At 63.1% G+C, this 21,796-nt stretch carries 19 protein-coding genes; 17 read left to right on the top strand and 2 right to left on the bottom strand.

Features of this window, described 5'->3' with window-relative positions:
• The first annotated feature begins 9 nt into the window (after positions 1-9).
• The 5 genes from QEN71_RS01170 (at position 10) to QEN71_RS01150 (ending at position 5,024) form a co-directional block, all read left to right on the top strand.
• Positions 10-804, top strand: a complete 795-nt coding sequence (locus QEN71_RS01170; RefSeq protein WP_201651398.1) for an SPOR domain-containing protein — start codon at positions 10-12, stop codon at positions 802-804.
• A gap of 160 nt (positions 805-964) precedes the next feature.
• Complete coding sequence (locus QEN71_RS01165) at positions 965-1,603, top strand: thiol:disulfide interchange protein DsbA/DsbL (protein ID WP_201651399.1); 639 nt, start codon at positions 965-967, stop codon at positions 1,601-1,603.
• Positions 1,604-1,620: 17 nt separating this feature from the next.
• Positions 1,621-2,391: an SDR family oxidoreductase gene (locus tag QEN71_RS01160; protein WP_201651400.1), complete on the top strand. Its 771-nt coding sequence runs from the start codon at positions 1,621-1,623 to the stop codon at positions 2,389-2,391.
• Positions 2,392-2,394: 3 nt separating this feature from the next.
• Positions 2,395-3,216: a helical backbone metal receptor gene (locus QEN71_RS01155; RefSeq protein WP_201651401.1), complete on the top strand. Its 822-nt coding sequence runs from the start codon at positions 2,395-2,397 to the stop codon at positions 3,214-3,216.
• Positions 3,217-3,428: 212 nt separating this feature from the next.
• Positions 3,429-5,024: an ABC transporter substrate-binding protein gene (locus QEN71_RS01150; RefSeq protein WP_201651402.1), complete on the top strand. Its 1,596-nt coding sequence runs from the start codon at positions 3,429-3,431 to the stop codon at positions 5,022-5,024.
• An 89-nt stretch (positions 5,025-5,113) separates the two neighbouring features.
• Here QEN71_RS01150 and QEN71_RS01145 read toward each other — a convergent pair whose 3' ends face one another.
• Complete coding sequence (locus tag QEN71_RS01145; RefSeq protein WP_201651403.1) at positions 5,114-6,184, bottom strand: MBL fold metallo-hydrolase; 1,071 nt, start codon at positions 6,182-6,184, stop codon at positions 5,114-5,116.
• Positions 6,185-6,361: 177 nt separating this feature from the next.
• Between QEN71_RS01145 and QEN71_RS01140 the strand changes: the two genes are divergently transcribed.
• From QEN71_RS01140 to bioB, 12 genes are all read left to right on the top strand, one after another.
• A complete protein-coding gene (locus tag QEN71_RS01140; protein WP_201651404.1) occupies positions 6,362-6,811 on the top strand; it encodes a MerR family transcriptional regulator in 450 nt (149 codons plus the stop codon).
• Positions 6,812-7,009: 198 nt separating this feature from the next.
• Positions 7,010-8,818, top strand: coding sequence for a bifunctional isocitrate dehydrogenase kinase/phosphatase (gene aceK, locus QEN71_RS01135; protein WP_201651405.1), 1,809 nt, complete (start codon positions 7,010-7,012; stop codon positions 8,816-8,818).
• A 58-nt stretch (positions 8,819-8,876) separates the two neighbouring features.
• Entirely contained in the window at positions 8,877-9,647 is a 771-nt protein-coding gene (gene can, locus QEN71_RS01130) for a carbonate dehydratase (RefSeq protein WP_201651406.1), read from the top strand.
• The gene (locus QEN71_RS01125) at positions 9,640-10,830 is read left to right on the top strand and encodes an acetyl-CoA C-acetyltransferase (protein ID WP_201651407.1); all 1,191 of its coding nucleotides are present in this window, start codon (positions 9,640-9,642) and stop codon (positions 10,828-10,830) included. Before can ends, QEN71_RS01125 begins: the two co-directional genes overlap by 8 nt.
• 64 nt (positions 10,831-10,894) lie before the next feature.
• Positions 10,895-11,572 carry an SDR family oxidoreductase gene (locus QEN71_RS01120; protein WP_201651408.1) on the top strand — a complete coding sequence of 226 codons (678 nt, stop codon included), beginning with the start codon at positions 10,895-10,897 and terminating at the stop codon, positions 11,570-11,572.
• Between the two features lie 49 nt (positions 11,573-11,621).
• On the top strand, positions 11,622-12,752 hold the full coding sequence (locus tag QEN71_RS01115) for an acyl-CoA dehydrogenase family protein (RefSeq protein ID WP_201651409.1): 1,131 nt from the start codon (positions 11,622-11,624) through the stop codon (positions 12,750-12,752).
• A gap of 18 nt (positions 12,753-12,770) precedes the next feature.
• Positions 12,771-13,217, top strand: a complete 447-nt coding sequence (locus QEN71_RS01110) for a YchJ family protein (RefSeq protein ID WP_201651410.1) — start codon at positions 12,771-12,773, stop codon at positions 13,215-13,217.
• 560 nt (positions 13,218-13,777) lie between these two features.
• Positions 13,778-15,067: a dienelactone hydrolase family protein gene (locus tag QEN71_RS01105; RefSeq protein WP_201651411.1), complete on the top strand. Its 1,290-nt coding sequence runs from the start codon at positions 13,778-13,780 to the stop codon at positions 15,065-15,067.
• A 697-nt stretch (positions 15,068-15,764) separates the two neighbouring features.
• The gene (bioA, locus tag QEN71_RS01100; protein WP_377791170.1) at positions 15,765-17,111 is read left to right on the top strand and encodes an adenosylmethionine--8-amino-7-oxononanoate transaminase; all 1,347 of its coding nucleotides are present in this window, start codon (positions 15,765-15,767) and stop codon (positions 17,109-17,111) included.
• A complete protein-coding gene (bioF, locus tag QEN71_RS01095) occupies positions 17,111-18,295 on the top strand; it encodes an 8-amino-7-oxononanoate synthase (protein WP_201651413.1) in 1,185 nt (394 codons plus the stop codon). The genes bioA and bioF overlap by 1 nt, the downstream gene beginning before the upstream one ends.
• Positions 18,292-19,011: a dethiobiotin synthase gene (gene bioD, locus QEN71_RS01090; protein WP_201651414.1), complete on the top strand. Its 720-nt coding sequence runs from the start codon at positions 18,292-18,294 to the stop codon at positions 19,009-19,011. The genes bioF and bioD overlap by 4 nt, the downstream gene beginning before the upstream one ends.
• Positions 19,012-19,047: 36 nt before the next feature.
• Positions 19,048-20,115, top strand: a complete 1,068-nt coding sequence (gene bioB, locus QEN71_RS01085; RefSeq protein ID WP_201651415.1) for a biotin synthase BioB — start codon at positions 19,048-19,050, stop codon at positions 20,113-20,115.
• Positions 20,116-20,680: 565 nt separating this feature from the next.
• Here the strand turns inward: bioB and QEN71_RS01080 are convergent.
• The gene (locus QEN71_RS01080; protein WP_201651416.1) at positions 20,681-21,706 is read right to left on the bottom strand and encodes a sulfate ABC transporter substrate-binding protein; all 1,026 of its coding nucleotides are present in this window, start codon (positions 21,704-21,706) and stop codon (positions 20,681-20,683) included.
• Between the last annotated feature and the right edge of the window lie 90 nt (positions 21,707-21,796).

The raw sequence follows: 21,796 nt of genomic DNA, 5'->3' as shown, positions 1-21,796 counted from the left end.
AATTAGACGATGGCAAAACCACGCCGCACTACAAAGCAGTCTAAACAGACCGGGGGCACTTTTCTCGGTATCGTGCTGGGCCTGATCGTCGGCCTGGCCATCGCGGTGGTGGTGGCGCTCTACATCACGCGCGCACCGACACCGTTCGTCGCGAAGGTCGCACCGCCCGCTGCATCCGACAGCGGCGCAAGCCAGCCGCAATACGATCCGAACCGTCCGCTGCAAGGCAAGAGCCCCGGCCAGCCGGTGCCGCAAGCCGCACAGCCCGCGCCGCCCAACACGGCGCCCGGACAGACCACGAACCAGACGCAGAGCTCGGGCATGCTCGAAGAGCCGCAGATCGTCGAAGTGCCGCCGTCGAACAACAACGGTGTCGCCGTCGCGCCGAAGCCCGCGCAGGACAACGGCGCGAACGCGAACAACGGCACGACCACGGCAATGATTCCGCCGAAGAAGGCACCGAATCCGACGAGCGCACCGACAACAGCCAACAACGCCCCGACGCAGCCGCCGAAGGCCGGCTCGACGCCGAACACGAACGGCGCGCCGTCCGCTGCCGACGCGAACACGGGTTATCTGCTGCAGGTCGGTGCCTACAAGACAGCCGCCGACGCCGAACAGCAGCGTGCGCGTCTCGCATTCCAGGGTTTCGAGTCGAAGGTCACGCAGCGCGATGCGGGCGGTGTGACGTACTATCGCGTGCGTATCGGGCCGTTCTCGAAGTTCGAGGACATGAACACCACGCGTCAGCGTCTGTCGGACGCCGGTGTCGATACGGCCGTGATCCGCTTCAGCAAGCAGTGATTCATATTCGGTAATGCGTTGTCGCGCGCCGTTGCTGAACCTCGGCGCGCGGCGCAAGTCTCATGTGCGGCAGAAGCCTGCCGTCGAATCCGTAGCGGTCTCGGCGTGCAATAGTGCAGCAGCCGGCCACCGTTACTTTCCCTGATTGGGTTCACAAGACATGAAAAAACTGCTCAGCATTCTTTTCCTTTCGCTCGGCCTCGTCGCAAGCGCGGCGCATGCGTCGCCCACTGCGCCCGTCGCCGGCAAGGACTACACGACGCTGTCCACGCCGCAGCCTGTCGAAGCGCCCGCCGGCAAGATCGAAGTCATCGAGTTCATGTGGTACGGCTGCCCGCATTGCAATGAGTTCGACCCGTATCTGGAAGCGTGGATCAAGAAGCAGGGTCCGGACGTCGTCTTCAAGCGCGTGCCCGTTGCGTTCCGCGACGACTTCATTCCGCACTCGAAGCTCTATCACGCAGTCGACGCGCTCGGCCTCGCGAACCAGCTCACGCCGACCATCTTCCACGAAATTCACGTCAACAAGAACTATCTGCTGACGCCGGAAGATCAGGCCAAATTCCTCTCGAAGAACGGCGTCGATCCGAAGAAGTTCATGGACGCGTACAACTCGTTCTCGACGCAAAGCGCGGTTCAGCGTGACAAGAAGCTGATCGAAGACTTCCGTATCGACGGCGTGCCGACGCTCGCTGTGCAAGGCAAGTACGAAACGGGCCCGGCGCAGACCAACAGCCTGCCGGGCACGATCCAGGTGCTCGACTACCTGGTCGCGCAGGTTCGCGCCAAGAAGATGTAATTCAACAAAGCGCCGGTATGAGTTCACCGTTGAAGGTCTTCATCACCGGCGCGTCCAGCGGCATAGGCGAAGCGCTCGCCGCCGAATACGCGCGGCGCGGCGCGATCCTCGGGCTCGTCGCCCGTCGCGGCGACGCCCTCGCCCGCTTCCAGCAGTCCCATCCCCAGAACACCATCTCCGTTTATTCCGTCGACGTACGGGATGCGGACGCGCTCGCGCAGGCCGCACAGCAGTTCATCGCGGAACACGGCTGCCCCGACATCGTGATCGCGAATGCGGGCATCAGCCGCGGCGCCGTCACAGGTCACGGCGATCTGCAGACGTTCCGCGACGTGATGGACATCAACTACTTCGGCATGGTCGCGACCTTCGAGCCGTTCGCGCAAGCGATGATCGCCGCGCGCAAGGGCGCGCTCGTCGGCATTGCAAGCGTCGCGGGCGTGCGCGGGTTGCCGGGTTCGGGTGCGTACAGCGCGTCGAAATCGGCGGCGCTCAAGTATCTCGAAGCGCTGCGCGTCGAGATGCGTCCGCTCGGCGTGTCGGTGACGACGATCGCGCCCGGCTACATCCGCACGCCGATGACGGCGCACAATCCGTACTCGATGCCCTTCCTGATGGACGCCGACCGTTTCGCCGCGAAGGTCGCCGAAGCGATCGCGCGCAAGACGCGTTTCGCGATCTTCCCGTGGCAGATGCGTTTCGCGGCGATGCTGCTGCACGTCGCGCCGCGCTGGCTCTACGACGCCGTGTTCGAAAAGGCGCCGCGCAAACCGCGCACCGCGCAGTAGCGCATGGCCACGCGTGTCGTCGATGCAGCCGGTATCGAGCACGCGACAGCGGAACCCGGCGCGCGCATCGTGTCGCTGGTGCCGAGCCTCACCGAACTTCTCTTTGCACTGAAACTGGATGCGCAGATCGTCGGACGCACGGGTTTTTGCGTGCATCCGCGCGACAAGGTGCGCAACGTGCCGAAAGTCGGCGGCACGAAAGCGGTGAAAATCGACGCTGTGCGCGCGCTGCAACCGACGCACGTGATCGTCAATATCGACGAAAACGAGCGCGATACTGTCGAGCAGATGCGTGCGTTCGTGCCGCATGTCGTCGTTACGCATCCGCTGGAGCCTCGCGACAACCTCGCGTTGTATGCACTGCTCGGCGCGCTCTTCGACCGCGGACAAGAAGCGCGCGAGTTGAGCGCCGCGCTTGAAAGGCAACTCAACGCATGCACATCGCGCGAATGGCCGACGCAAAACGTGCTTTACGCGATCTGGCGCGAACCGTGGATGACCGTCGCGCGCGACACCTACATCTCCGCAATGCTGCGCCTCGTGAACTGGCACACCTTGCCCGACGTGCACGGCGGCGAAAAAGGCGCGGCGCGTTATCCTTCGTTCGATCTGGACGCCGCGTGGCTCGCTCAGGCCGACCGCGTGTTGCTGTCGAGCGAACCGTATCGCTTCACGCAGCAGCATTGCGATGCGCTCTCACAGGATGCGCGACTGAAAAACAAACGGGTCGAACTGATCGATGGCGAAATGGTGTCGTGGTATGGCTCGCGGGCGATCGACGGCATCGCGTATCTTGTGGACTACGCGAGCCGCCGCCAGGCGTAACCGGCCAGCCATATGGTTATGCGGATTCAATTGTTGTCGCTGCCGTGAGCCTTCGATAAGCTTGCGCCAGAGCCGGCAAGCGTTAACAACGAAGCCGACAGCGCCGGAACCGTTTCAGAGTCAATGCGTGACAGCCCGCCCGGAGCGCGTCGTTTGCAGCAGCACGCACGACGCCGCCCCGCCACGAACAATTCGAAATCCCGGGAGATCTTATGCGTTTCAAGTTGCTTGCCGCCGCGACACTGACGGCCCTCGCCATCGCGCCCGCGCTGTCCGTCGCGAAGCCGCTCACCGTCTGCACGGAGTCGAGCCCTGACGGCTTCGACGTCGTCCAGTACAACTCGCTCGTCACGACCAATGCATCGGCGGATGTGATTTTCAATTCGCTCGTGTCGTACGACGAGGCCGCGAAGAAAGTCGCGCCTGCGCTCGCCGACAAATGGGACGTGAGCAGCGACGGCCTCACCTACACGTTCCATCTGCGCCCGAACGTGCAATTCCAGACCACCGACTACTTCAAGCCCACGCGCGCGCTGAACGCCGACGACGTCGTCTTCACCTTCGACCGCATGCTCAACGAGAGCAATCCGTGGCACAAGGTCGCGGGCGCGAGCGGCTTTCCGCATGCGCAGTCGATGGGTCTCGTGAAGCTGATCAAGTCGGTGTCGAAGGTCGACGACAACACGGTGAAGTTCGAACTGAACGAGCCGAACGCGACCTTCGTGTCGATCCTGACGATGGGTTTCGCGTCGATCTACTCGTCCGAATACGCGGACCAGTTGCTCAAGGCGAACAAGACGGCCGACCTGAACGCGAAGCCGATCGGCACCGGTCCGTTCGTGCTGAAGGGCTACACGAAAGATTCGATCATCCGCTATGACGTGAACCCGACGTACTGGGGCCCGAAGCCGAAGATCGACCGGCTGATCTACGCGATCACGCCCGACGCCGCCGTACGCGCGCAAAAGGTGAAGGCGGGCGAATGTCAGATCGCGCTGTCGCCGAAGCCGCAGGATGTCGCCGACGCGAAGAAGGACAAGTCGCTCGCCGTCGTGCAGACGCCCGCGTTCATGACGGCATTCGTCGCGCTGAACACGCAGAAGAAACCGCTCGACAACCAGAAGGTGCGCGCCGCGCTGAACATGGCGTTCGACCGCACGTCGTATCTGAAGGCCGTGTTCGACAACACGGCGACGCCTGCGAACAATCCGTATCCGCCGAATACGTGGAGCTACGACAAGGCCGTCAAGCCGTGGCCGTATGACGCTGAAAAAGCGAAGAAGCTGCTCGCCGAAGCCGGTTATCCGAACGGCTTCGAAACGACGATCTGGGTGCGTCCGAACGGCAGCGTGCTGAATCCGAATCCGAAGGCGGGCGCGGAAATGCTGCAGGCGGACTTCGCGAAGATTGGCGTGAAGGCCGAGGTGAAGGTGATCGAATGGGGCGAGCTGATCAAGCAGGCCAAGCAGGGGCAGCACGACACCCTGTTCATGGGCTGGGCCGGTGACAATGGCGACCCGGACAATTATCTGTCGCCGCTTTTCAGCTGCAATGCGGTGAAGTCGGGCATCAACTTCGCGCGTTACTGCGACCCGGAACTCGACAAGCTGATCGCGCAAGGCAAGGAAACGGCGGATCAGGGCAAGCGCACGAAGGCGTATGAAGCCGCGCAGCAGATCATCCACGATGAAGCGCTGTGGATTCCGCTCGGTTATCCGACGGCGGCTGCGATTACGCGGACCAACGTGAGCGGGTATCACGTGAGTCCGTTTGGGCGGCAGAATTTTGGGGCGGTGTCGGTGCAGTGATCTGCCCGACGCGCCGTCGCTCGATGTAAAAAGCCCGGCCCGCGAATGCGGCCGGGCTTTTTGTTTTCAGTGCGGACGCGCTTGAGGCATCACGCGCTGAACCGAATCACCCCGTCCTCGCCCTGCCCACGCTTCAACTCGCCTTGCAGCCACAGCAAATGCAAATGCGCGAGCGCCTCGCCCATCGCGAACGTCATCTGGTGAATGTCGAGTTCGCGCTTGAACATGATCGGGACGATATCCGCCGCGCTGCACGGCTTTTCCGCGCACGCCGCACGCACTTCGGCGAGCCGCGCCGCGTGGTGATCGCGCAGTTGTCCGATCCGCGTATGCAGCCCGCGAAACGGCTTGCCATGTGAAGGCAGCACGAGCGTATCGGCGGCCATCGTTTCGTAGCGGCCCAGCGAACCGAGATACAACGCGAGCGGATTGCCTTCCGGCTCGATGTCGAACACCGAAACGTTCGTCGAAATGCGCGGCAGCACCATGTCGCCGGAAATCAGCATGCCGTCGGCGTCGGAATGCAGCGCGCAGTGCTCCGGCGAATGGCCGAAGCCCGTCACAATGCGCCACGTGCGTCCGCCGATCGACAGCGCATCGCCTTCGCGCAAGCGCCGGTACTGGCTCGGCACGGCGGGCACCAGATTCGCGTAATAGCTCTTGCGATTGCGCAACTTGTCGAGCGACGCCTCGTCGCGCAGACCATGCCGCGCGAAATGCCGCGCCGCGCCCTCGCCGCCCGCGTTCGAGCCGTCACCAGCCGCCATCACGCGGCCCAGCATGTACTCGCCGAGCGAAATCCACAGGCGCACGTTCCAGCGCTTCCTGTCGCCGCCTTCGCACAGCCAGTTCGCGAGACCGAGGTGATCCGGATGGCAATGCGTGACGATCACGCGCAGCACCGGCAGGCCTTCGAGCGCCGTGTCGAACAGCTTTTCCCAGTTCGCCTTGATCTCGTCGGACGCGATGCCGCAGTCGACGATCGTCCAGCCCTTTTGCCCGTCGATTTCATCGCGCAGCAGCCACAGGTTGATGTGATCGAGGGCGAACGGCAGCGGCATGCGCAGCCAGTAGACGCCGGGCGCGACTTCCTGTGTCGTGCCCGCGGCGGGCATGCCGTCGGCGAATGGATAGTCGAGTTGATGTTCGAGAGCGTTCATCGTGAGGGTTCCTTCGTCGGCTGCAAGAGCAGTCGCATGACCGATCGCACATTGCAGCGTGGTTGCGCTTTGTTCAGGTTGACGATAACGTAAACGTCGATTCTAACGTTCAATCCGTTTTTGTGCCCGGCTGTCTGATGCACACGCAGACGCGGGCACGCCGACGGGCATTCCGCGATGAACATCCAATACACGATCACCGAACTGGCCCGCGAATTCGACGTCACGCCGCGTGCAATCCGCTTCTACGAAGACCAGGGTTTACTCTCACCGAGTCGCGAAGGTTCGAGCGGACTGCGCCGCGTGTACTCGGGCCGCGACCGCACGCGGCTGAGGCTGACGCTGCGCGGCAAGCGGCTGGGTTTCACGCTGTCGGAGATCCGCGATCTGCTCGATCTGTACGACTCGCCGACGGACACCACGCCGCAGTTGCAGGCGTTTCTCGCGACGGTCGTGCGGCATCGCGAAGTGCTCGAACGTCAGCGCGAAGATCTGAACGCGACGCTCGAAGACCTCGCGCAATACGAAGCGCAAGCGCGCGCGCTGCTCGAAAGCGGCACGCGCGGCGATGGTTACGGCAGCGTGGAAAAAGCCGCGCGCGAAGACGCGCTGAAAGAAAAATTCTGATCGGGAGATAGCACGACAAACACGGCTGTTCGGACGGCATTGCATGAAGATGTGCCGAACGCCTTGCAACACGCAGCAAGGTCTATCCGGAGGCGCCGCGCTCAAAAGGCTCGGGAGCGTCTTCCAGGCTCACCCGGGCGATACAATCGCGGGAGTCTTCACGACATTGAGCGAACACTGAGCGAATGCACGGTCGACATGAATCACTTTCCCAAACTGCTGTCGTCACAGATCGGCTTCGACGTCGCGGAGACGCTGCTCGCGGGGTTCGACCGGCATTACTGCATCTTTCGCGAAGCCGCGATCCGCGCCAAAGATCTCTTCGAAGCCGCCGACTGGCACGGCCTGCAAAAACTCGCGCGCGATCGCATCACGTCGTATGACGAACGCGTGCGCGAGTGCATCGAAACACTCGAAGACGAGTACGACGCGGAAAACATCGACGACGGCGTGTGGCAGCAGATCAAGCTGCACTACATCGGTCTGTTGACGACGCACCGGCAGCCCGAATGCGCGGAGACGTTCTTCAATTCGGTGTGCTGCCATATCCTGCATCGCTCGTACTTCAACAACGATTTCATCTTCGTGCGGCCCGCGATTTCGACCGAGTACATCGAAAACGACGAGCCCGCCGCGAAGCCGACGTATCGCGCGTATTACCCCGGCAAGGACGGCCTCGCCGTCACGCTGGAGCGCATCGTCACGAACTTTCAGCTGAACCCGCCGTTCGAGAATCTGACGCGCGACGTGCAATGCGTGATCCAGGCGTTGCGCGACAACTTCGGCACCTTCAACGAAGCGCCCAATTTCCAGATTCATGTGCTGTCGTCGCTGTTCTTTCGCAACAAGGCGGCGTACATCATCGGGCGGATCATCAACGGCGACATGATGGTGCCGTTCGCGTTGCCGATTCATCACGTGAAACCGGGCCTGCTCGCGCTCGATGCGCTGCTCTGCAAGCGCGATCAGCTGCTGATCATTTTCAGCTTCGCGCATTCGTACTTTCTCGTCGATATGGAAGTGCCGTCCGCGTATGTCGAGTTCCTCGGCGGCATTCTGCAAGGCAAGCCGAAGGCGGAAATCTATACGTCGGTAGGTTTGCAGAAGCAGGGCAAGAATCTGTTCTATCGCGATCTGCTGCGTCATCTGAAACATTCGAGCGACCGCTTCATCATCGCGCCCGGCATCAAGGGCATGGTGATGCTCGTGTTCACGCTGCCGTCGTTTCCGTACGTGTTCAAGCTGATCAAGGACGCCTTCCCGCCGCCGAAAGAAACGACGCGCGAACAGGTGGTCGGCAAGTATCAACTCGTGAAGCGCCATGACCGTCTGGGACGCATGGCCGATACGCTCGAATATTCGAGCGTCGCGTTGCCGCTGTCGCGTCTCGACGATGCGCTCATTCGCGAGCTGGAAAAGGAAGCGCCTTCGATGCTCGAATACGAAGGCGACAATCTCGTCATCCGGCATGTGTACATCGAGCGGCGCATGGTGCCGCTCAATCTGTTCCTGCAGAACGGCACGGACGCCGACATCGATCACGGCATCCGCGAATACGGCAACGCGGTCAAGGAACTGATGCAGGCGAACATCTTCCCCGGCGACATGCTGTACAAGAACTTCGGCGTCACGCGACACGGACGCGTCGTGTTCTACGACTACGACGAGATCGAATATCTCACCGATTGCAACGTGCGCGCGGTGCCGCCGCCGCGCAACGAGGAAGACGAGATGTCGGGCGAGCCGTGGTACTCGGTCGGTCCGCACGATATTTTCCCGGAGACGTACCACACCTTTTTGCTCGGCGATCCGCGCGTGCGCGAATCGTTTCTCAAGCATCACGCAGATTTTTTCGATCCCGCGCTGTGGCAAAAGCACAAGGATCACATTCTGCGGGGCGAGTTGCCCGACTTTTATCCCTACGATCGCAGCCTGCGCTTTTCCGTTCGTTATCCGGAAAGGTTCGCTGCCGATCGCACTGCTGCACCAGCGGAGCGCGCTGCCTGAACGCGCGCCCCGCTACCACTGAACAACATCGAACAACCTGATTACGTCGGAACGAAACATGACTACGAACGCCGCTGAACATCCGCTCGCTCATCTCTTCGCGAACAACGACGCGTGGGTCACGCACAAGCTCGAAGACGATCCTGAATTCTTCTCGCGTCTCGCGCACCAGCAGGCGCCTGAATACCTGTGGATCGGTTGCGCCGATTCGCGCGTGCCCGCCAACGAGATCATCGGTCTGCCGCCTGGCGAAGTGTTCGTTCACCGCAATATCGCGAACGTCGTCGTGCATTCGGACCTGAACTGTCTGTCCGTGGTCCAGTTCGCCGTCGATCTGCTGAAGATCAAGCACATCATGGTGGTCGGCCACTACGGCTGCTCGGGCGTCGGCGCGGCGCTGCACGGCCGGCGCGTCGGTCTCGCGGACAACTGGCTGCATCACGTGCAGGACGTGCGCTCGAAGCATGCATCGCTGCTCGAAGAATGGCCGATGGGCGAAGCGCGGCATCGCCGCCTCGTCGAACTGAACACGATCGAACAGGTCGTCAACGTGTGCCGCACGACGATCCTCAACGACGCGTGGGCGCGCGGTCAGGACCTCACCGTTCACGGCTGGGTCTATGGCGTGCATGACGGACGCGTGCGCGATCTCGGCATGACGGTGAAGGATCCCACGAAGCTCGAAGAGACCTACACCAGTTGCGTTGCGGCTGTTTCGGCGAGCCGCGCCCATTCGGCTGACAACGACGTGGTCGCCGCCGACGCCGCAAAGCTCGGCGACGTGGCCGCCGTCGTTCACGGTGTTATCAAGGAGATGAAACATGAGTGAGACACAAGATCCCGTCGTCATCGTTTCCGTCGCGCGCACGCCGATGGCCGCGTTTCAGGGCGACTTCGCATCGCTGACGGCGCCGCAACTCGGTGCGATCGCGATCAAGGCGGCCGTCGAGCGCGCGGGCCTGAAGCCTGAACAGATCGAAGAAGCCGTGATCGGCTGCGTGCTGCCCGCAGGCCAGGGCCAGGCGCCCGCGCGCCAGGCGGCGCTCGGCGCGGGCCTGCCGCTGTCGACGGGTTCCACCACCATCAACAAGATGTGCGGCTCCGGCATGCGCGCGGCGATGTTCGCGCACGACATGCTCGCGGCCGGTTCCGTCGACGTGATCGTCGCGGGTGGCATGGAAAGCATGACGAACGCGCCGTATCTGCTGCCGAAGGCACGCGGCGGCATGCGCATGGGCCACGGCCAGGTGATGGATCACATGTTCCTCGACGGCCTCGAAGACGCGTACGAAAAAGGCCGTCTGATGGGCACGTTCGCGGAAGAGTGCGCAGGCTCGTTCGACTTCACGCGTGAAGCGCAGGACAAATTCGCGGTCGAATCGCTGGTGCGCGCGAAACGCGCGAACGAAGACGGTTCGTTCGCATGGGAAATCGCGCCTGTGACGATCGAAGGCAAGAAAGGCAGCGTGACCGTCGAGCGCGACGAGCAGCCGTTCAAGGCGAATCTCGACAAGATTCCGACGCTCAAGCCCGCGTTCAGCAAGACGGGCACGGTGACAGCCGCGAACTCGTCGTCGATCAGCGACGGCGCGGCGGCGCTCGTGATGATGCGCGAATCGACGGCGAAGAAGCTCGGCGTGACGCCGCTCGCGCGCGTCGTCGGCCATTCCACTTTCGCTCAGGAACCCGCGAAGTTCACGACGGCGCCCGTCGGCGCGATCCGCAAGCTGTTCGAGAAGAACGGCTGGAAAGCGCAAGACGTCGATCTGTACGAGATCAACGAGGCATTCGCCGTCGTCACGATGGCCGCGATGAAAGAACACAACCTGCCGCACGACAAGGTCAACGTGAACGGCGGCGCGTGCGCGCTCGGCCACCCGATCGGTGCATCGGGCGCGCGCATTCTCGTCACGCTGATCGGCGCGCTGAAGAAGCGCGGCCTGAAGCGCGGCGTCGCGAGCCTGTGCATCGGCGGCGGCGAGGCGACGGCCATGGGCGTCGAACTGGTTTAAGCAGCTTTTCACTGACGGCGCGCGCAACGTTGCGCGCGCTCGCGAAAGGACGAAAGGACTATCGATGAAAACAGTGTTGATCGCAGGCGCGTCGCGTGGCATCGGACGCGAATTCGTGAAGCAGTACCGGCACGACGGCTGGCGCGTGCTGGCCACCGCGCGTGATGCCGAATCGCTCGGTGAACTCGTGGCGCTCGGCGCCGAAGCGTTTTCGCTCGATATCACCGTGCCCGAGGACATCGCCGCGCTCAGCTGGAAACTCGACGGCGAGCGTCTCGACGCCGCCGTGATCGTGTCGGGCGTGTACGGTCCGCAGACGGAAGGCGTCGACACGATCACCGCCGAAGACTTCGACTTCGTGATGACGACCAACGTACGCGGGCCGATGCAGCTGATTCCGGTTCTGCTGCCGCTCGTCGAAGAAGCGCAGGGCGTGCTGGCCGTGCTGTCGAGTCGCATGGGCAGTATCAGCGAGACGACGGGCACGACGGGCTGGCTGTATCGCGCGAGCAAGGCGGCGCTGAACGACGTGCTGAAGGTGACGTCGGTGCAGACGCGCCGCGCGACCTGCGTGTCGCTGCATCCGGGCTGGGTGCGCACCGACATGGGCGGCGCGTCGGCTGCCGTCGATCCGGCGCACAGCGTGCGCGGCATGCGCGAAGTGCTGGCGGAAGCGGCGAGCACGCCGCACCTTTTTCACGGACGTTTCTTCCAGTACGACGGCACGGCGATCGACTGGTAGAACCGGTAGCAACGTGATCAGACGATAAAGACATCCAGGAGACACCCGCATGTTGCTCGATCAGGACCACCTGATGATCCGCGACGCGGTGCGCACTTTCGTGCGCGAAGCCGTGACGCCGAACGCCGCGCAATGGGACCGCGAGCGCACGTTTCCCGCCGACGTGCATCGCCAGCTTGCCGAACTCGGCGCGTACGGCGTGCTCGTGCCCGAGGAATACGGCGGCGCCGGCCTCGACGCGCTGGCGCTCGCGGTGATACTCGAAGAAATCGCGGCAGGCGACGGCGGTACATCGACGGCGATCTCGGTCAATAACTGCCCGGTGTGCAGCATTCTGCTGACGTTCGGCAACGAGCAGCAGAAGCGCGACTGGCTCACGCCGCTCGCACGCGGCGAAATGCTCGGCGCTTTTTGTCTGACCGAACCGCAGGCGGGCTCGGATGCGTCGGCGTTGCGCACCACGGCAACCCGCGACGGCGACTCGTACGTGCTCAACGGCGTCAAGCAGTTCATCACGAGCGGCAAGAACGGCAATGTCGCGATCGTGATGGCCGTCACCGATAAAAGCGCGGGCAAGCGCGGCATCAGCGCGTTCATCGTGCCGACGGACGCGCCCGGTTATGTCGTCGCGCGCCTCGAAGAGAAGCTCGGCCAGCATTCGTCCGATACCGCGCAGATCGTGTTCGACAACTGCCGCGTGCCCGCTGCGAACCTGATCGGCGCGGAAGGCGAAGGCTACCGGATCGCGCTGTCGGGGCTCGAAGGCGGGCGCATCGGGATTGCCGCGCAGAGCGTCGGCATGGCGCGCGCGGCGTTCGAAGCGGCGCTCGCGTACGCGAAAGAGCGCGAAAGCTTCGGGCAGCCGCTTTTTTCGCATCAGGCCGTGCAGTTCCGGCTCGCCGACATGGCGACGCAACTCGAGGCGGCGCGTCAGCTGATCTGGCACGCGGCCGCGCTGAAAGACGCGGGCCAACCATGTCTGACGGAAGCGGCGATGGCCAAGCTGTTCGCGTCCGAAGCGGCGGAACGGATCTGTTCGGCCGCGCTGCAGATTCATGGCGGCTACGGCTATCTGAGCGATTTCCCCGTCGAACGTATTTATCGCGACGTCCGCGTGTGCCAGATCTACGAAGGCACCAGCGATATCCAGAAGATTCTGATCGCGCGCGGACTGAGTTAAACCTTTCTTCGAACTTTCATGACTGCATCAGCGAAACCACGTCCCGTCGATTGTCCTTGCGGCGGCGCCGCGCCGAACCGGCGCGACACCGACAAGCCGCCGCGTTTCGCGGATTGCTGCGGGCGATATATCGACGGCGGCGCGGCGGCGCCGAATGCGTTCGAGCTGATGCGCTCGCGCTATAGCGCGTACGTGCTCGGCGAATCCCACTATTTGCGCGAGACATGGGCGCCACAAACCTGCCCCGCCGATCTCGACGTCGACACGGATGCGCCCGACGCGCCGCGCTGGCTAGGTCTGCAGATCAAACGCTTCACGCCGCTCGACGATACGCACGCCGAAGTGGAGTTCGTCGCGCGGTACAAAGTGGGCGGACGGGCGCATCGGCTGCATGAATCCAGCCGCTTCATCAGAGGCGACGACGCGCGCTGGCGTTACGTCGACGGCGATGTGAGCGATCGCTGACTCTATCTTTCCGATTGCACTGCAGCAACGTCTTAAATGCCTGCCAAAAAACTCAAATAAGGGCCGTTTCTGTAGAAAAATCAATGTGTTGGATCGACGCCACGTCCCTCATATCCGATTCTTTCCGCCTTTGCCCGGCGGGCCGCCCCGCGCCGTTGCGAGCGCCCCTGCCAGCCTGCAAATAGTGCCGCAAGGGGTTTGTACTGAATTGCACAAATATAAATTGTCGTGCCAGTATGAGTCCTACAGATGTTGCAGCGCTCCGTAGCGAGGTAGCGGTCCACCGCTCCCGCAGGATGTCCAGACGCACCGCCCGCTGATCGTTCAGCGGGCACGCGATCCGGGGCATCGCGAGGCGCTCACTTCGACGCGTGGGGTCGCGTCGACCGGCTTCGGTTCACTCCAATGCGGTCCTGATCTGTCTGCGTACGCGAATATCGCGACGTGCGTGATCTTTTGACCTTGTTTTGGCGTGCAAACGGAGCCAAATCAGACCTACGGCAGTCCACACCGGATCCCCGTTAGGGAAGGTTCAGCGTTTTTGAGAGCAGGTGTAGCGGATGGTGTTCAGCAAAGTTCTGACGGTTTGTGCGATGTCGGCGGCCTTCGTGGCCAGCGCTGTCACGACCGCGCACGCGGATCCGCTCGCGGATGCCGAAACCGGCCCGCTCGGCCGCGCCCAGGTGCAGCGGCTCGCCCTCGATGAAGACGGCTACCTGCCCGTCGTCAAGCTGAGCGAACAGGTCATCCGCATTCCCGTCGACGGCGACGGCAATGTCACTCTCGAAACGACCGTCTACAAGCCGGAAGGTCCCGGCCCGTTCCCGATGGTCGTGTTCAACCACGGCAAGATTCACGGCGATCCGCGCATGCAGACGCGCAGCGATCCCGTGTCGCTGGCGCGCGAATTCGTGCGGCGCGGTTATGTCGTCGTCGCGCCGAACCGTCAGGGTTTTGCCGATTCGGGCGGCTCGTACGTGCAGGACGGCTGCGACGTGACGCGCAACGGTCTGAGCCAGGCCGCCGACGTCGCCACGACCGTCAACTACATGTCGAAGCAGAGCTACGTCGACGCGCAGCACATTGTCGTGGCCGGCACCTCGCATGGCGGCCTCGCGACCATCGCGTACGGCACGAACGCCGCGCCCGGCGTGCGCGCACTGATCAATTTCTCGGGTGGCCTGCGTCAGGACGCCTGCACCGACTGGCAAGGCAATCTGACGAACGCGTTCGGCACGTATGGCGAAAGCACGCACGTGCCGTCGCTCTGGCTGTACGGCGACAACGATTCGATCTGGCCGTCGGCGCTCGTTTCGCGGATGTACACCGCCTACACGCAGAACACGCTGGGCAAGGGCGTGAACGCGAAGATGGTCGATTTCGGCTCGTACAAGAACGACGCGCATCGCCTCGTCGGCGATCGCGACGGCGTGCGGGTCTGGTGGCCGTCCGTCGAAGCCTTCCTCGCGCGTGTCGGCATGCCGACGGGCGTGCAGTATCGCGTCGCCGAACCGACGCAGCCGAAGGCCACGCACTTCGCGAAGATCGATGCCGTCGACTCCGTGCCGTTCGTCGATGAAGCCGGTCGCGCCGGTTATCGCAACTTCCTGCATCAGTATCCGAGCCGCGCGTTCGCCGTGTCGGATTCGGGCGCGTGGTCATGGGCCGAAGGCGGCGACGATCCGATGTCGGTGGCGATCTCGAATTGCCAGAAGCAGAGTTCGGACCCGTGCCACCTGTACGCAGTCAACGACAACGTCGTGTGGAAAGACACCTCGACGCAAACGGCTGACGCCGACGCCGAATCCCCGTCGAAGGACGGCGGCAAGCCCGCGCTGGCCAGCCGCTGATCGACCTGTCGCCCGTTGCGTGTTCTGCGCATCGGGCGAGATTGCCTCACCTCCCCGCTTTTCCCGCACACGCCGCCGCGCGCTCGCGCAGGCCAAATCTCCGATCCCTTCTCGCCTGAACTGATGAATCGGCCTCGATTCTCAGGATTCCAACGTAACGCGCCAATTCGACCTGGTGCGCCAGGAACGCCGCGCACGACCGCCCAACTTGACACTGCTCTCACCGCCAGAGAGCGGCCGCCGCCGCTCGCATCACATCGAACCGCCCCCAAAACGCCCTCGCCGCGCCAGATTTTTTCACAGGGGGCCCATGACTTTGCCGTCGTTATCTACGGTCATTTGCGGCGTTTGAAAACGAACTGTCGCGAGCTGTCGCCAATCCCGGAAAAACGCGCGTAAGCCATTGAAAGCATGGTGTTTTCAGATAGTGCATTGCAGCGGATATCGCGCTAATCTCACTTCCGCTGCCGCGAAAAAGCGCGCTATCGAGCTTCAAGCACGCGAACGCGACAGTCCATCCGACGCACGGAAAGCGCCCGCACCGCCATCGCCGGCGATGCGAACGACGCTCTGCGGCGCCGGATTCAGCGGACGTCATGCGTCCCGATTCGCCAGCAGGATTTGCATCACCCATTTACATGACCGATCAGCACGACGCGCCCGCGCGCGCCTTGCCCGGTTCATGTTCGGAGTAGTTTTGGACACACAGGCAACCGAAGACTGGATCGCCCGCAGCCTGCGCGCTGTTTGGCATCCCTGTACGCAGATGAAGCATCACGAGCGCTATCCGCTCGTGCCCGTTTCGCGCGGTGCCGGCGCGTGGCTTTACGATCGCGCCGGACATCGTTATCTCGACGCGATCAGTTCGTGGTGGGTCAACCTGTTCGGCCACGCGAACCCGCGCATCAACGCCGCGCTGAAAGACCAGCTCGACACGCTCGAGCACGCGATGCTCGCCGGCTGCACGCACGAGCCCGCGATCGAACTCGCCGAACGACTCGGCGCGCTCACGCAGAACACGCTCGGACATGCGTTCTTCGCGTCCGATGGCGCGTCGGCCGTCGAGATCGCGCTGAAGATGAGCTTCCACTCGTGGCGCAATCGCGGCTACGACTACAAGCGCGAGTTCGTCTGCGTCGCGAACAGCTATCACGGCGAGACGATCGGCGCGCTCGGTGTCACCGACGTCGCGCTCTTCAAGGACGCATACGATCCCCTGATCCGCAACGCGCACGTCGTCGCGTCGCCCGATGCGCGCTTCGCACGCGAAGGCGAAACGGCCGCCGATGTCGCGCAACGCGCGCTCGCCGACGTACGCGCGCTGTTCGAAGCGCGCGCCGGCAACATCGCCGCGCTGATCGTCGAGCCGCTCGTGCAGTGCGCAGCGGGCATGGCGATGCATGACCCGTCGTATATCGCGGGCTTGCGCGAGCTCTGCGACGGCTACAGCGTGCATCTGATCGCCGACGAAATCGCCGTTGGCTGCGGGCGCACGGGCACCTTCTTCGCGAGCGAACAGGCCCGCGTGTGGCCGGACTTTCTGTGTCTGTCGAAGGGCATCAGCGGCGGTTATCTGCCGCTGTCGATCGTGTTGTCGCGCGACGAAATCTTCGCCGCCTTCTACGACGACGACACCACGCGCGGCTTCCTTCATTCGCATTCGTACACGGGCAATCCGCTTGCGTGCCGCGCCGCGCTCGCAACGCTCGATCTGTTCGCGAGCGACAACGTGCTCGCCACGAATGAAAAGAAATCGGCGGCGATGCGCGCTGCGCTCGAACCGCTCGCGCAACATGCGCAGGTGCGCAATCTGCGTCAGCGCGGCACGATCTTCGCGTTCGACGCCGTCATCGACGACGCCGATGCCGCGAAGACCTTCTCGCGCCGCTTCTTCGAAAACGCATTGCAGCGCGAACTGCTGCTGCGTCCGATCGGCACCACGGTGTACCTGATGCCGCCGTACATTCTCGACGACGAAGAAATCGCGTTGCTCGCCGAGCGCACGCGCGCCACGTTCGAAGCGACATTGACGGAGACGCGCTGATGCAGTTGCTTGAAACGCTCGAACAGGGCTTGAAGGACATCGACGCGCGCGGCCTGCGCCGTCGCCGACGCACCGTCGATTCGCCGTGCTCCGCGCATATGACCGTCGACGGCCGCAACATCATCGGCTTCGCGAGCAACGATTATCTCGGCCTCGCCGCGCATCCGCTGCTCGTCGCGGCCATCGCCGAAGGCGCGCGGCGCTACGGCGCGGGGAGCGGCGGCTCGCATCTTCTGGGCGGCCATTCGCGCGCGCACGCGCAGCTCGAAGACGACCTCGCCGAATTCGCGGGCGGCTTCGTCGACAATCCGCGCGCGCTGTATTTCAGCACTGGCTATATGGCGAATCTCGCGACGCTCACCGCGCTCGCGGGGCGCGGCACGACGCTGTTTTCTGACTCGCTGAATCACGCGTCGCTGATCGACGGTGCGCGGCTCTCGCGTGCCGATATCCAGATCTATCCGCACGCGGATGCCGAAGCATTGAGCGCGATGCTCGAAGCGTCGGACGCCGCCGTGAAGCTGATCGTCACCGACACCGTTTTCAGCATGGACGGCGACATCGCGCCGCTCGCGCGTCTGCTCGAACTCGCCGAGCAACACGGCGCGTGGCTCGTCGTCGACGATGCGCATGGCTTCGGCGTGCTCGGTCCGCAAGGACGCGGCGCGGTCGCGGAAGCCGCACTGCGCTCGCCGCATCTGATCGCGATCGGCACGCTCGGCAAGGCGGCGGGCGTGTCGGGCGCGTTCGTCGTCGCGCATGAGACGGTGATCGAATGGCTCGTGCAGCGCGCGCGTCCGTATATCTTCACGACGGCGTCGGTGCCGTCGGCGGCCCATGCGGTGTCCGCGAGCCTGCGCATCATCGGCGGTGATGAAGGCGAACATCGTCGCGTGCATCTGCGCTCGCTGATCGCGCGCACACGCGACATGCTCAAGCGCACGCCGTGGCTGCCCGTCGATTCGCATACGGCTGTGCAGCCGCTCATCATCGGCGCGAACGAGGCGACGCTCGAAATCGCCGCATCGCTCGATCGCGCGAATCTGTGGGTGCCCGCGATCCGTCCGCCGACCGTGCCCGAAGGCACGTCGCGGCTGCGCATTTCGCTGTCGGCTGCACACTCGCACAACGATCTCGATCAGCTCGAAAACGCGTTGACGAAGACTGCGGAGGCACGCACATGAGCCAAGCACTGTCTCTCTTCGTGACGGGCACCGATACCGAAATCGGCAAGACGCTGGTGTCGGCGGCGCTGTTGCGCGGCTTTGTGCGCGAAGGCTTGCGCGCGACCGCGATGAAGCCGATCGCGGCGGGCGCGACGCTCGTCGACGGCGTGCTGCACAACGAAGACGCCGATCAGCTCGACGCCGCTGCCAACGTGCTGTTGCCGCCCGAGATCCGCACGCCGTTCATGTTGAAGGAACCGGCCGCACCGCACATCGCCGCCGCGCATGAAAACGTCGCGCTCGACATGACGCGCATCGTCGAGGCGCATGCGCAGGCGGTGCAAATGGCCGATGTAGTCGTCGTGGAAGGCGTCGGCGGCTTTCGCGTGCCGCTCACCGACGCGCACGACACCGCCGATCTCGCGTTCGCATTGAATCTTCCCGTGGTGCTCGTCGTCGGCATGCGGCTGGGCTGCATCAGCCACGCGCTGCTGACGGCGGAAGCGATCGCCGCGCGCGGCCTGCCCATCGTGGGCTGGGTCGCGAATCGCGTGGATCCCGCCATGCTGTTTCCCGACGAGAACATCGACGCGCTGCGTGCACGGCTCGATCGACAGTACAACGCGCCGTTGCTCGGCATCGTCCCGCATCTGAGCCCTGCGTCGCCCGATGTCGCCGCGACGCATCTCGACACCAACCGACTGTTGCAGACGCTGCGTGCCGCGCAGCGCTGAAGGCTTTCGACAAATCAAATCATCAAGGACCACCCCATGAGCCAGATCCAGACCGCACCTTTGCCCGTCACGCCGTCGCAGGCGGCTGCTGCAGCTGCCGCCGACAACGCCGCCGCGCGCTGGAAAGTCGCCGACGTCGTCGCGCTGTACGAACTGCCGTTCAACGATCTGCTGTTCCGCGCGCAACAGGTGCATCGCGAGCATTTCGACGCGAACACCGTGCAGCTGTCGACGCTGCTCTCGATCAAGACGGGCGGCTGCGAAGAAGATTGCGCGTACTGTCCGCAGTCGGTGCATCACGAGACCGGGCTGAAGGCCGAAAAGCTGATGGAAGTCGACGAGGTGCTGGCCGCTGCGCGTGTCGCGAAGGAAAACGGCGCGACGCGGTTCTGTATGGGCGCCGCGTGGCGTAACCCGAAAGATCGTCACCTCGAACCGATCAAGGACATGATTCGCGGCGTGAAGTCGATGGGGCTCGAAACCTGCGTGACGCTCGGGATGCTCGAAGCGCATCAGGCGCAAGGACTGCGCGAAGCCGGGCTCGATTACTACAATCACAATCTCGATACGTCGCCCGAGTTTTATGGGCAGATCATTTCGACGCGGACTTATCAGGATCGTCTCGATACGCTCGAGCATGTGCGCGATGCTGGGATCAACGTGTGTTGCGGTGGGATCGTCGGGATGGGTGAGTCGCGACGTGAGCGCGCGGGTCTTGTTGCGCAGCTCGCTAATATGGAGCCGTATCCTGAGTCGGTGCCTATCAATAATCTCGTGCAGGTTGAGGGGACGCCGCTCACCGGCACGGAATCGCTCGATCCGTTTGAGTTCGTGCGGACGATTGCTGTTGCTCGGATTACGATGCCGCGGGCTATGGTGCGGCTTTCCGCTGGTCGCGAGCAGATGGATGAGGCCCTTCAGGCTATGTGCTTTCTCGCTGGTGCGAATTCGATTTTTTATGGGGATCAGTTGTTGACTACTAGTAATCCTCAGGCTGAGGCTGATCGGAAGTTGCTCGAGCGGCTTGGGATTCGCGCTGAAGCCGCGCAGCAGATGGTGCCTGTTGAGGGTGATCGCTGTTCGCATGGGTGCGATGGGCACTAAGCCTTTTGCTGCGCTGGCATCCGCGGTTTCGTATTGGTGCTTCTTGCGTTGCCCCTGTGCGGGGCGGCACCTACTTTTCTTTGCAGCGGCAAAGAAAAGTAGGCAAAAGAAAGCCGCTTTTGAAACTCCGGTGCCTGCCTGGAAAACGCCACGGCACACGGTCTTTGAGCTATTGCGCTGCCACGTCCGCACTCCGTAGAAAGCCCGTAGTCAACCGCGCACGGCGCGAAAGTCCCACACAGTCTGGAGCACATAACGCCGCAATTGGGCCGACGACAAACACACAAAAACAAGTCGACCGAATGTGCCCCAAGTGGATGTCATTTTTCGCGCCGCGCGCGCCTGACTGCGGGCTTTCTACGGAGTGTTGGCGTCGCTGCGCGACAGCTCGACTGCGGCATGCCGTAGCGATATCCGGGCAGGCACCGGAGGTGTGAAGCCGCTTTCTTTGGTTACTTTCTTTGCGGCGGCAAAGAAAGTAACTGCCGCCCCGCACAGGGGCAACACTAGCAAACCGATACGAAACCGCGGATGCCAGCAAAAGACTCAGTGCCTTTGCACCTGATCACTTCCTGTCAACGATAATCTGATCAAACGTCCCGCCATCGGCAAAATGAGTCTGCTGCGCCTTCTGCCAGCTACCAAAAACCTGCTCGACAGTAAAAGTCTTAAGCGGCTTAAACTCGCTAGCGTGCTTCGCAAGCACAGCCGGATCACGCGGACGCAAATGATGCTGCGCAATGATCTCCTGCGCAGGCGCGGTATAAAGATAATCGAGATACGCCTGAGCTTCCTTCCTCGTGCCGCGCTTGTCGACAACCTTGTCGACGATCGTCACGGGCGGCTCCGCGAGAATGCTCATCGACGGATACACTGCCTCGAAGCTACCCGCGCCCACGCCCGTGTCGATCAGCGACACTTCGTTCTCAAACGTCACCAGCACATCGCCGATACCGCGTTGCGTGAACGTCGTCGTTGCACCACGGCCGCCCGTGTCGAGCACAGGCACGTTACGGAAGATCGACTTCTCGAAATCGAGCGCCTGCGCATCCGTTGCACCGTTCTGCTTCTTGTAGCCCCACGCAGCGAGATACGTGTAGCGGCCGTTGCCCGCCGTCTTCGGATTCGGAATCACAACCTGCACGCCGGGCTTCGCAAGATCGTCCCAGTCCTTGATGTGCTTCGGATTGCCCTTGCGCACGAGGAACACCATCGTCGTCGTGTACGGTGCGCTGTTGTTCGGCAAACGTGCGCGCCAGTTGTCGGGAACGAGATGGCCGCGCTCGGCGAGCAGGTCGATATCGTTCGGCTGGTTCATCGTCACGACGTCGGCCTGCAAGCCTTGTAGCACCGACAACGCCTGCGCACTCGATGCGCCATGCGACTGCTTCATCGTCACCGTCTCGCCACTTTTCTGCTTGTATGCCGCGACGAACGCTGTGTTGATGTCCTTGTAAAGCTCGCGCGTCACGTCATAGGACACGTTCAACAACGATGCATCGGCATACGCGTTCTGCGCAGCGCCGAGCGCCAGCGTCAACGCCGTGAAGCCGGCTGCGAGCCAGCGCGGTTGATCCCCTCTGCCTGCCATCTTTTCCCCGCTTGTCAATGATGAAGCACGTGGCCGCGTGGATGCGGCTTGATCAGCGATTCTAGCGGATCGCCTGTCGCGATTCCGGGA

It is taken from the genome of Paraburkholderia sabiae (assembly GCF_030412785.1).
In the GTDB taxonomy this organism is placed as follows: domain Bacteria; phylum Pseudomonadota; class Gammaproteobacteria; order Burkholderiales; family Burkholderiaceae; genus Paraburkholderia; species Paraburkholderia sabiae.
Note: the sequence above shows the minus strand (reverse complement) of the source record. Positions and strands in the feature narration are given on the sequence as shown.

What these genes read in the sequence shown, in the direction of transcription:
- QEN71_RS01105 (WP_201651411.1), top strand. Translation starts at nt 13,778, where the DNA reads ATGGTGTTCAGCAAAGTTCTGACGGTTTGTGCGATGTCGGCGGCCTTC.
- QEN71_RS01145 (WP_201651403.1), bottom strand. Translation starts at nt 6,184, where the DNA reads ATGAACGCTCTCGAACATCAACTCGACTATCCATTCGCCGACGGCATG.
- QEN71_RS01170 (WP_201651398.1), top strand. Translation starts at nt 10, where the DNA reads ATGGCAAAACCACGCCGCACTACAAAGCAGTCTAAACAGACCGGGGGC.
- QEN71_RS01120 (WP_201651408.1), top strand. Translation starts at nt 10,895, where the DNA reads ATGAAAACAGTGTTGATCGCAGGCGCGTCGCGTGGCATCGGACGCGAA.
- can (WP_201651406.1), top strand. Translation starts at nt 8,877, where the DNA reads ATGACTACGAACGCCGCTGAACATCCGCTCGCTCATCTCTTCGCGAAC.
- bioF (WP_201651413.1), top strand. Translation starts at nt 17,111, where the DNA reads ATGCAGTTGCTTGAAACGCTCGAACAGGGCTTGAAGGACATCGACGCG.
- QEN71_RS01150 (WP_201651402.1), top strand. Translation starts at nt 3,429, where the DNA reads ATGCGTTTCAAGTTGCTTGCCGCCGCGACACTGACGGCCCTCGCCATC.
- QEN71_RS01115 (WP_201651409.1), top strand. Translation starts at nt 11,622, where the DNA reads ATGTTGCTCGATCAGGACCACCTGATGATCCGCGACGCGGTGCGCACT.
- QEN71_RS01155 (WP_201651401.1), top strand. Translation starts at nt 2,395, where the DNA reads ATGGCCACGCGTGTCGTCGATGCAGCCGGTATCGAGCACGCGACAGCG.
- QEN71_RS01110 (WP_201651410.1), top strand. Translation starts at nt 12,771, where the DNA reads ATGACTGCATCAGCGAAACCACGTCCCGTCGATTGTCCTTGCGGCGGC.
- bioD (WP_201651414.1), top strand. Translation starts at nt 18,292, where the DNA reads ATGAGCCAAGCACTGTCTCTCTTCGTGACGGGCACCGATACCGAAATC.
- QEN71_RS01165 (WP_201651399.1), top strand. Translation starts at nt 965, where the DNA reads ATGAAAAAACTGCTCAGCATTCTTTTCCTTTCGCTCGGCCTCGTCGCA.
- QEN71_RS01160 (WP_201651400.1), top strand. Translation starts at nt 1,621, where the DNA reads ATGAGTTCACCGTTGAAGGTCTTCATCACCGGCGCGTCCAGCGGCATA.
- QEN71_RS01080 (WP_201651416.1), bottom strand. Translation starts at nt 21,706, where the DNA reads ATGGCAGGCAGAGGGGATCAACCGCGCTGGCTCGCAGCCGGCTTCACG.
- QEN71_RS01140 (WP_201651404.1), top strand. Translation starts at nt 6,362, where the DNA reads ATGAACATCCAATACACGATCACCGAACTGGCCCGCGAATTCGACGTC.
- bioB (WP_201651415.1), top strand. Translation starts at nt 19,048, where the DNA reads ATGAGCCAGATCCAGACCGCACCTTTGCCCGTCACGCCGTCGCAGGCG.
- QEN71_RS01125 (WP_201651407.1), top strand. Translation starts at nt 9,640, where the DNA reads ATGAGTGAGACACAAGATCCCGTCGTCATCGTTTCCGTCGCGCGCACG.
- aceK (WP_201651405.1), top strand. Translation starts at nt 7,010, where the DNA reads ATGAATCACTTTCCCAAACTGCTGTCGTCACAGATCGGCTTCGACGTC.